Below are 8236 nucleotides of genomic sequence, written 5' to 3' on the forward strand. Positions count from 1 at the left end.
ATCCCGAAAGAAAAAATTATGGGAAGTTATCAAAAAGCAGACGGTATCACACTGTCACAACTGAACAACACTGAGTACACCAATTTCATGAATCGTGTGCTGACACTCCTCACCGCAGGAAGTATTTCCAAACTGACAGTAACAAACATCGTGAACAGCATCAAGCCGAAGTTGGTACAAATGGAAGACCTGGTGAACCGTTCCACGGCCAACGCCGAAACAAAGGATTTACTGAAACTGGATGCCGAACGCGATTCGTATGTCAGTTATTTGTTGGCTACTGTCCGTGCGGCCAAAAACTCACCGTTGGCAGCGCAACGAGATGCATATAATACCTTGGAAATCACGGTGCGCCCTTATACCGGACTGGCACGCATGCGCAATATGGAGGAAACGGCAGCCATCAGCGGACTACTGCTTGATTTCCGCAAGGAAGCCGTGAAAACCGCCGTTACGGCACTCAATTTGGATGCCATATTAACGGCACTCGAAACCGCCAATAAAAACTATTCGGCACTGACAGACGCCCGTTCCGTTACTCGTACAGCAGAATCGGTTGCGGACTCAAAGACTGTGCGTGCGCAGCTTGATTCACTCTACGATGACTTGGTGATGCACATAACCGCTGTCAATATACTGACTCCCTCCATAACGGAAGCTTCAGCGTTTCTTACTGCTCTCAACCAAGTCATAGCCGAAACAAAAGCTGCTTATAATCGTCGTAAAGGTATTACGGCTCCCTCAAAGCCTTCCGGAGGCAACGGAACGATAACGCCTGGTGAAGGTGAAGCTCCCGATCCTGATGAAGGCGGTGGAGTAACTCCTCCTTCCGGTGGCAGCGACAGTGGCGAAGCTCCCGATCCGGCTCTCTGACGGCAGCTAATAGAAGAGAAAATGTGAAAAGAGGGAATCTTAAGATTCCCTCTTTTCTTTTACACCAAGCTATTCCGGTTATTCGGATTTCGTGTGTGACACATTCCTTCCTTCGTCGTTTTTTCTTCCGATAGAGAAATGACCGGCAGAAAAAGACACTTTTCAGCAAAGTGATTCTCGATAGTACTACACGGACCATTGGAGACTGGAAAGTCGTTTCTCTCCCCCGCATTTGATAAAAGATCATCATCACTGATTACAAATCTTTTCTTCTTTCGTCTTATTATTGTATTTTTGAATTAACAACTTCACAAAACCAAATAAAAATGAAGAAGAAACAGGTACTTTTAGCAGTTTTTGCTGCAACAATGTTGACTCCGACCGTTGCATGGGCGCAATACCCACAAATATCTGGCGAAGCCAAAGAAAATTATACAAAAATGATGACTGAAGAGCGGAAACGCTCTGATGAAGCATGGGAAAAAGCGTTGCCGATAGTACAAAAAGAAGCTAGAGAAGGACGTCCATATATTCCTTGGGCTGGTCGTCCGTACGATTTGCCGCAGGCTGATATCCCTTCATTCCCAGGTGCTGAAGGTGGTGGTATGTACAGTTTCGGTGGTCGTGGAGGTAAAGTGATAACTGTCACAAATCTGAATGATCGTGGACCGGGTTCTTTCCGTGAAGCATGTGAAACTGGTGGTGCACGTATTATTGTATTCAATGTTGCTGGTATCATCCGTCTGGAATCTCCGATTATCGTCCGTGCTCCTTACGTAACTATTGCCGGACAAACAGCTCCGGGAGACGGTGTTTGTATTGCTGGAGAATCATTTTGGGTAGATACACATGATGTGGTGGTACGTCACATGCGTTTCCGTCGTGGAGAAACGAAAGTATGGCATCGTGATGACTCTTTCGGAGGTAACCCTGTTGGTAATATAATGATCGACCACTGCTCCTGTACGTGGGGATTGGATGAAAACATTTCTTTCTATCGCCACATGTACGACCCGAGTGAAGGACAATATGAAAGCAAAGACTTGAAACTTCCTACTGTAAACGTAACTATTCAAAATACTATCTCGGCAAAAGCGTTAGATACATACAATCATGCGTTTGGTAGTACGTTAGGTGGTGAGAACTGTGCATTTGCCCGTAACCTTTGGGCTAGTAACTCCGGACGTAATCCTTCTATCGGCTGGAATGGCATATTCAATTTCGTTAATAATGTAGTATTCAATTGGGTGCACCGTTCTTCCGATGGTGGTGATTATACCGCAATGTTCAATATGATTAACAACTACTACAAACCGGGACCTGCTACTCCTAAGGATTCCAATGTAGGACATCGTATCTTGAAACCGGAAGCAGGACGTAGTAAGCTGGATCATAAAGAATATGGGCGAGTATATGCCGACGGAAATATAATGGAAGGCTATCCTGAAATAACTAAAGACAACTGGAATGGCGGTATTCAGATTGAAACTCAACCGAACACTGACGGATATACTGAATACATGCGTAGCTACCAGCCGTTCGAGATGCCGTATATCAATATCATGGGGGCTAAAGATGCTTATGACTATGTATTGAAACATGTAGGTGCGAATATTCCTTGTCGTGATATTGTTGACGAACGTGTGATTGAAGAAGTAAGAACAGGTATTCCTTATTATGAAAAGAAACTTCCTAAAGACGCTTATGGTGACTTGACAGGTTTGTCTCCTAAGTCAATGGGGGAAGACGGACAGTTCAAGTATCGTCGTTTGCCGAAAGATTCTTATAAGCAGGGTATTATTACTGATGTTCGCCAGATGGGGGGGTATCCTGAATACAAAGGTACTCCTTATGTTGATACAGACAAAGATGGTATGCCGGACGAATGGGAAATTGCTAACGGATTAAATCCGAACGATCCGAGTGATGCCAATAAAGACTGTACTGGTGACGGATATACGAATATTGAAAAATATATCAACGGTATCAGCACAAAGCATAAAGTAGATTGGAGAGATATGAAGAACAACTACGATACATTGGCTGAAAAAGGAAAATTAATGTAATTATGAAAAAGATACTGATACTATCATTGCTTTTTATTTCCGGTTGGATGTCTGCGCAGGCAGTCGACTTAAATAAAGAGAACCGTGATCCTGAATATGTAAAGTCTATTGTCGGCCGATCACAAAAGATCGTTGATAAACTCGGACTTACAGATGCGAAAATAGCCGAAGATGTTCGCAATGTCATAGCCAATCGTTACTTCGAATTAAATGATATTTATGAGGTACGGGATGCGAAAGTCAAGAAAGTAAAAGAATCCGGGTTGACTGGTGAGGCTAAAAATGAAGCTTTGAAAGCTGCGGAAAATGAAAAAGATGCGGCGCTATATCGTTCACATTTCGCTTTTCCTGCCAATTTATCTCTCTTTCTTGATGAAAAGCAAATAGAAGCCGTTAAGGATGGCATGACTTATGGAGTAGTAAAAGTGACTTATGACTCACATCTGGACATGATTCCTACTTTGAAAGAAGAAGAAAAAGCTCAAATCTATGCTTGGTTGATAGAGGCTCGTGAATTTGCGTTGGATGCAGAAAATTCGAATAAGAAACACGCTGCTTTCGGAAAATACAAAGGACGTATCAACAACTATCTGGCTAAACGTGGATATGACCTGAAGAAAGAACGAGAGGAATGGTATAAACGTATAAAAGCCCGTGGAGGTTCTATATAATTAAAAAATAAGATACTATAAAAAGAAGTGAAATTCTTTCCCATTGTAAATGGTTAGTTTGTTTGATGGTGGAAAGGGTGGCTCGGAGAGTCGCCCTTTTATCGTATATAAATTTTGAATCTATTGATTCTTCTAGTATATTTGAGTACAAACGGCGCTTTCCATCGTCTCCTCTGTATAAAAGATACAAATATAGAATATAGAAATGAAAAAGTTAAGAAATACATTAGCCGCAATAAGTCTTCTGTTTCTGGCTTCTTGTGGGAGGAACAAAGACTACTACATGTTCACTTCGTTTCATGAACCGGCTGATGAGGGGTTGAGATACTTATATAGTGAGGACGGAATTCACTGGGACAGTATTCCGGGAGTTTGGCTAAAGCCGGAACTGGGACAGCACCAGCTCATGCGGGATCCCTCGATGGTACGTACTCCGGATGGAACCTACCATTTGGTCTGGACTACAAGTTGGAAAGGTGATTTAGGATTTGGCTACGCACATTCTAAAGATCTGATCCATTGGTCGGAACAACAGATGATTCCTGTAATGGTAAACGAACCGACTACCATTAATGTATGGGCTCCGGAAATTTTCTATGACGACGAGAACGATCAGTTCATGGTCGTATGGGCTTCCTGTGTCCCCGGACGTTTCGAAAAGGGGATAGAAGAAGAGAATAATAATCATCGTTTATACTATATCACTACAAAAGATTTTAAAACCGTTTCGAAAGCAAAACTTTTGTACGATCCGGGATTCAGCACCATTGATGCCGTTATCGTGAAACGGGCAAAGAATGACTATGTAATGGTGCTCAAGGATAACACCCGACCGGAACGTAATCTGAAAATCGCTTTTTCCGATTCTATGACCGGTCCTTATTCGCCCGCATCCCAGCCTTTCACTGAATCCTTTGTAGAAGGACCGTCTGTAGAGAAAGTGGGAGACGATTATCTAATCTATTTTGATGTATATAAGAAAAAAATATATGGCGCTATGCGTACGAAGGATTTCCGGAACTTTACAGATGTAACAGAAGAGGTAAGCATCCCTGTGGGGCATAAGCATGGAACCATATTTACGGCTCCGGAATCAGTCGTAAAAGCATTGCTGGAAGAAAAGAAATAAATCCGGAAACAATTTTAAATCAGAATAAATCATGAACAACTCTGCTAAAATTCTTTTTGTACTGGCTGCCGGTTGGTTGACTACTACAGCCTTTGCACAAGATAGAATTCATTATACAGGAAAAGAATTATCGAACCCTGCTTGTCACGACGGACAACTGTCTCCGGTAGTCGGAGTACATAACATTCAGTTGGTACGTGCCAATCGTGAACATCCCGATGCTTCGAACGGCAATGGATGGACGTATAATCATCAGCCGATGCTGGCTTATTGGAATGGACAGTTTTTCTATCAATACCTGGCAGATCCTTCTGACGAACACGTACCGCCTTCACAGACTTTTCTGATGACATCGAAGGATGGATATCGCTGGACAAATCCGGAAATTGTGTTTCCTCCTTATCAAGTTCCTGATGGATACACCAAAGAGTCTCGTCCGGGTGTGCAGGCCAAAGATCTGATTGCCATTATGCACCAGCGTGTCGGATTCTATGTTTCTAAATCCGGCAAGCTGATTACAATGGGAAATTATGGAGTTGCTTTGGATAAAAAAGATGATCCCAATGATGGAAACGGTATTGGCCGGGTGGTTCGTGAAATAAAGAAAGACGGTTCTTACGGACCGATCTATTTCATTTATTATAATCATGGATTTAATGAAAAGAATACTGATTATCCGTATTTTAAGAAAAGCAAGGATCGTGAGTTTGTGAAGGCTTGCCAGGAAATTCTTGACAATCCGCTGTATATGATGCAGTGGGTGGAAGAAGCCGACCGTGAAGATCCTATTCTCCCGCTGAAGAAAGGATACAAAGCATTCAATTGTTATACATTGCCGGATGGACGTATTGCCAGTCTTTGGAAACATGCGCTTACCTCTATCAGTGAGGATGGCGGACATACTTGGGCAGAGCCTGTGCTTCGTGCAAAAGGTTTCGTCAATAGCAACGCGAAAATTTGGGGACAGCGTTTAAGTGATGGTACATACGCTACTGTATATAATCCGTCGGAATTTCGTTGGCCGCTGGCTATATCTTTGAGTAAAGATGGATTGGAATATACAACATTGAATCTGGTGCATGGTGAAATCACTCCCATGCGTTATGGAGGAAATTATAAATCATACGGTCCTCAATATCCGCGTGGTATTCAGGAAGGTAATGGAGTACCTGCCGATGGTGATTTGTGGGTTTCTTACAGTGTGAACAAGGAAGATATGTGGATTTCCCGTATTCCTGTCCCGGTGGAAATAAATGCTTCAGCACATGCGGATGATGATTTCTCAAAAAATAAATCAATTGCGGAACTGACTGACTGGAATATTTATTCTCCGGTTTGGGCCCCTGTTTCTTTGGAGGATCAATGGTTGAAGTTGCAGGATAAAGATCCGTTTGATTATGCCAAAGTGGAACGTAAAATTCCGGCTTCTAAAGAATTGAAAGTATCATTTGATTTGAAAGCCGGCCAGAATAATAAAGGTACACTCCACATTGAATTTCTGGATGAGAATGGAATAGCCTGTTCCCGTATAGAACTTACTGATGATGGCATTTTTCGATTGAAAGGCGGCTCCCGGTTTGCAAATATGATGAAATATGAAGCAGGAAAGATTTATCATGTAGAAGCAGTCCTTTCTACTGTTGATCGTAATATTCAAGTGTATGTAGATGGCAAGAGAGTAGGGTTGCGTATGTTCTATGCGCCCGTGGCTGCTGTGGAACGAATTGTATTCCGTACTGGCGTACCTCGTACATTCCCAACCGTAGATACTCCTGCCGACCAGACTTATGATCTGCCGAATGCAGGTGCGCAAGATCCATTGGCTGAATATGGCATTGCCAATGTAAAAACATCTTCTACAGATAAGGATGCGTCTTCTGCTTTTTTAAAGTATGCTGACTTCAGTCATTATGCAGACTATTTCAACGGTATGGAAGACGAAAATATTGTTCAGGCAATTCCCAATGAAAAGGCTTCAGAATGGATGGAGGAAAATATTCCTTTGTTCGAGTGTCCGCAACATAACTTTGAAGAAATGTATTATTATCGTTGGTGGTCATTGCGTAAGCATATCAAGGAGACTCCTGTTGGCTATGGCATGACCGAGTTTCTCGTTCAGCGTTCTTATTCAGATAAATATAATTTGATTGCTTGTGCAATTGGACATCATATTTATGAAAGCCGTTGGTTGCGTGATCCGAAATATTTGGATCAGATTATTCATACATGGTATCGTGGCAATGATGGCGGTCCGATGAAGAAAATGGATAAGTTCAGCTCATGGAACGCAGATGCTGTTTTGGCTCGTTACATGGTAGATGGTGATAAGGACTATCTGCTGGATATGAAGAAAGATCTGGAAACCGAATACCAGCGTTGGGAACGTACGAACCGTTTGAAGAACGGATTGTATTGGCAGGGTGACGTACAGGATGGTATGGAAGAATCAATCAGTGGCGGACGGAGGAAGAAATATGCCCGGCCGACAATCAATAGTTATATGTATGGCAATGCTAAAGCACTTTCATGTATAGGAATTCTTTCCGGTGATGAGGGGATGGCTATGAAATATGGCATGAGAGCAGATACTTTGAAAAATCTGGTAGAAAATGAATTGTGGAATACACGTCATCAGTTTTTTGAGACGATGCGTACGGACTCTTCCGCGAATGTGCGTGAAGCAATCGGATATATTCCTTGGTATTTCAACCTGCCGGATACCACCCAAAAGTATGAAATTGCCTGGAAAGAAATTATGGATGAAAAAGGCTTCTCTGCTCCTTATGGATTGACAACTGCAGAACGTCGTCATCCGGAGTTCCGTACACGTGGAGTAGGCAAATGTGAATGGGACGGTGCTATCTGGCCGTTTGCTTCCGCACAGACATTGACAGCAATGGCTAACTTTATGAATAATTATCCGCAGACTGTATTGTCTGACAGTGTATATTTCCGTCAGATGGAATTGTATGTGGAATCACAGTATCATCGTGGTCGTCCCTATATTGGTGAATATTTGGATGAGGTGACCGGTTATTGGCTGAAAGGAGATCAGGAACGTAGCCGTTATTATAATCATTCCACTTTCAACGACCTGATAATTACAGGATTGATCGGACTTCGTCCACGTTTGGATAATACGATTGAAGTGAACCCCTTAATTCCTGCCGACAAGTGGGATTGGTTCTGCCTGGATAATGTATTATATCATGGTCATAATCTGACGATTCTTTGGGATAAGAATGGTGATCGCTATCATTGCGGAAAAGGATTGCGCATTTTTGTAGATGGTAAGGAAGTAGGGCAGGCGAATACATTGACAAAAATCGTTTGTGAAAATGCACTTAAATGATAATTTTGCGGAGTGCCCTGAAAGGGTTTAATTATATAGCGTAGGGCAACGCCCTACGTAAAAGCGACAATCTGAATTTGCGCCCTGAAAGGGCATAATTGTATATGGTTCCGCCCTTTCAGGGCTTGTGGCTGGTGTGTTTTTT

5 protein-coding genes are annotated in these 8236 nt (G+C 42.6%); all 5 read left to right on the forward strand.

The annotated features are described in order from the left end of the window. The first annotated feature begins 18 nt into the window (after positions 1 to 18). The 5 genes from LPH68_RS19780 (at position 19) to LPH68_RS19800 (ending at position 8091) form a co-directional block, all read left to right on the forward strand. Positions 19 to 873 carry a DUF6261 family protein gene (locus LPH68_RS19780; RefSeq protein ID WP_004311799.1) on the forward strand — a complete coding sequence of 285 codons (855 nt, stop codon included), beginning with the start codon at positions 19 to 21 and terminating at the stop codon, positions 871 to 873. A 326-nt stretch (positions 874 to 1199) separates the two neighbouring features. After that, a complete protein-coding gene (locus LPH68_RS19785; protein ID WP_154029696.1) occupies positions 1200 to 2939 on the forward strand; it encodes a thrombospondin type 3 repeat-containing protein in 1740 nt (579 codons plus the stop codon). Positions 2940 to 2941: 2 nt separating this feature from the next. Further along, the gene (locus tag LPH68_RS19790) at positions 2942 to 3610 is read left to right on the forward strand and encodes a DUF3826 domain-containing protein (protein ID WP_004300481.1); all 669 of its coding nucleotides are present in this window, start codon (positions 2942 to 2944) and stop codon (positions 3608 to 3610) included. A gap of 205 nt (positions 3611 to 3815) precedes the next feature. Further along, positions 3816 to 4739, forward strand: a complete 924-nt coding sequence (locus tag LPH68_RS19795; protein ID WP_230297097.1) for a glycoside hydrolase family 43 protein — start codon at positions 3816 to 3818, stop codon at positions 4737 to 4739. A gap of 31 nt (positions 4740 to 4770) precedes the next feature. Next, positions 4771 to 8091, forward strand: coding sequence for a glycosyl hydrolase family 65 protein (locus tag LPH68_RS19800; protein ID WP_151923309.1), 3321 nt, complete (start codon positions 4771 to 4773; stop codon positions 8089 to 8091). Positions 8092 to 8236: the final 145 nt, after the last annotated feature.

It is taken from the genome of Bacteroides sp. 1_1_30 (assembly GCF_020982715.1).
GTDB lineage: Bacteria > Bacteroidota > Bacteroidia > Bacteroidales > Bacteroidaceae > Bacteroides > Bacteroides xylanisolvens.